Annotated in this window: 1 protein-coding gene and 1 pseudogene; both read right to left on the bottom strand. The window is 51.8% G+C overall.

Annotated features, from left to right (window positions below; all coding sequences use genetic code 11):
• A pseudogene (locus tag VIR50_RS00915) lies at positions 1–794 on the bottom strand (DUF4980 domain-containing protein); the annotation flags it as partial.
• 20 nt (positions 795–814) lie between these two features.
• On the bottom strand, positions 815–2,195 hold a 1,381-nt coding region (locus VIR50_RS00910; RefSeq protein ID WP_331933268.1), incomplete at its 5' end, for a glycoside hydrolase family 32 protein.

The raw sequence follows: 2,195 nt of genomic DNA, 5'->3' as shown, positions 1-2,195 counted from the left end.
GATCGCGGAAGTCGGGAAGGTTCGATGTGATGACGGGATTGCCGCTATACTTCGTGAAAGTCTTGCCTCCGTCGGTGCTATAAGCCAGACTCTGCGTCTGATTAGCCCCTGCGCTGGTGTACATAGCTACCACTGCGCCGGCTCCGAAGCCCGCCGTGTTGTTGTGATCTACCACGGCTGAGCCGCTGAAGACCGTTCCCAAGGCGTCGGGTTCTATGGCCTTGCCTTCGTATTGCCAATGAATGAGATCCTTGGAAGTGGAGTGTGCCCAGTTCATATTCTCCCACATGGAGCCGTAAGGGTTGTATTGGAAGTACAAATGCCACGTTCCGTCCTTGTAGAACATGCCGTTGGGGTCGTTCATCCAGCCGTAGAGGGGCGTGTGATGGTAAGCCGGGGCGGAAGCGTTCACGGTTGGTTGTGTCGAACGTGTCGGCCGTCTTGAGTTGTTTCCATACCGCGAAATCGTTGATGGCGCCCGTCGATCGGCGGTTGCCGGCGAAGGTTATATCGAGCAATAGGTTGTCACCCAGTCCCTCAACGTCCAACGGTACGTAGTAATCTACGTGGTCGGTGGCCAGTCGGCAGTTGAATTCTTCCACGGCCTTCCCGTCCTTTAGCACACGCACATGGGCGATTTCCTCACGTTCTTCTACGGGTAGCAGCACGTATTTCTTCGATACGTCCATGCGCAGGATGGAGTGGTTGTCGCTCAACACCATCAGTTTCTGCGCTTTCGCGCCCAGCGACAGTAATGTCGTGAACGCCAGAGCAATCAATAGTTTCTTGTTCATAAAGTTTGTTTCAGCGCTAATTAATATTGAGATACCTGCAGATTGCTTACGCTGATATTGCCATTATAGCAGTCCAGACTCCAGCAGTTCTTCTGTATTCCGTAGATACGGTTGGTATAACAAGCCACATTATTAATATATACAACGCACACGCTGTTGTCGGTAAGCAACGTGACATGGTAGGTATTGTCGGCCGGTCGGGCGAAAGTGTAGCCGTCTATGCCTTCAATAAAGCCTTTGCCGTCCTTTCCACGCTCCTCGAAATTAATCTTCCTGACTGCGTCTGACTCGGGATTTACGACCAAAGAATAATACTTGTTGCCGTCTTCGGCACCGCTGCGGACCAATGACAAGCCGAATTTATCCGTGTTGTTGGCGGTCTTTACCGTGAAGGTAATCTTGTTGTGGTTACCCAATCGGCCGAAGAGCGCGTAAGATTCGCCCGTCATTGTCAGGGAGTTACCCGACAAGGAGACACCGTTGGCGCTTTTCTCTACAACGTTCAAGGGCTGTTCTTTATTGTATTTGGCGCTGATTGCGGGCACTTCACCCAGCGTCAGGGTGCCGTCGGCATGCTGAATGAGCTTGTGGCATACGAGCGCGCCTGACCAATTGGGCTCGTTTTCGGCACCAACATTCACGTTCTTTTCAAAGATTGTTGAACCGGTACGGAAGGGACACCAGCCCCAAATGTAGCGGTCGGTACCGTTGCTGGCTGTCTTGCCGGCGTAGAAAGCCCTGCTGTCGAGCGTGCCTTCGTGTCCGTCTTTGGGCCAGTTGGCACCCGGATCGTTGAAACAAGCCTTTAATTGCTCGAATGTTGTGGCCATCATATACTTTACTTTTCGGCTCCAGCTTGAGCGATAGGCCTCGCTATAGACGATGTACCAGTAGTTTCCCATCTTGAAAATGTCAGGACATTCCAACTGACGGTCCCATATCATGGGGAAAGAACCTACGTGGTTCCATGTTTTAAGGTCATCCGAGACAAACTCGGCGAACTTGAGTGTGCTGGCAATCACCATGTGATAGCGGCCGTCTTCAGCCTTGAAGACCTGCGGATCACGGAAGTCTGTGGCCGTATATCCGTAGTCTACGCCTTTCAAAGTCCACAGATTATCCTTTGTCCACGCCTTCATGTCGGGAGAAGTGGCCCGCATCACCACTTCCGTATTCTTGCATTTGGGATTATGTCCGGTATAATATATGTAGTACAGATTGTCCTTTTCGTTATAAACAGCGCAGCCTGTACCGAGCGCAGCGTCCTGTTCCATGGAGGAAGTGGCCGTCGGAAGGACCTCGCCCATGGACTGATAGTGGGCTCCATCCTTGGTGGCTACACCCCAGATAGGGTGATAATTGTAGGTGGGATTGTTGTCATATTCCTGCAAGTAGAGCACT

It is taken from the genome of Prevotella sp., from assembly GCF_036570325.1.
In the GTDB taxonomy this organism is placed as follows: Bacteria; Bacteroidota; Bacteroidia; order Bacteroidales; family Bacteroidaceae; genus Prevotella.
This window is presented reverse-complemented; position numbering and strand designations above follow the sequence as displayed.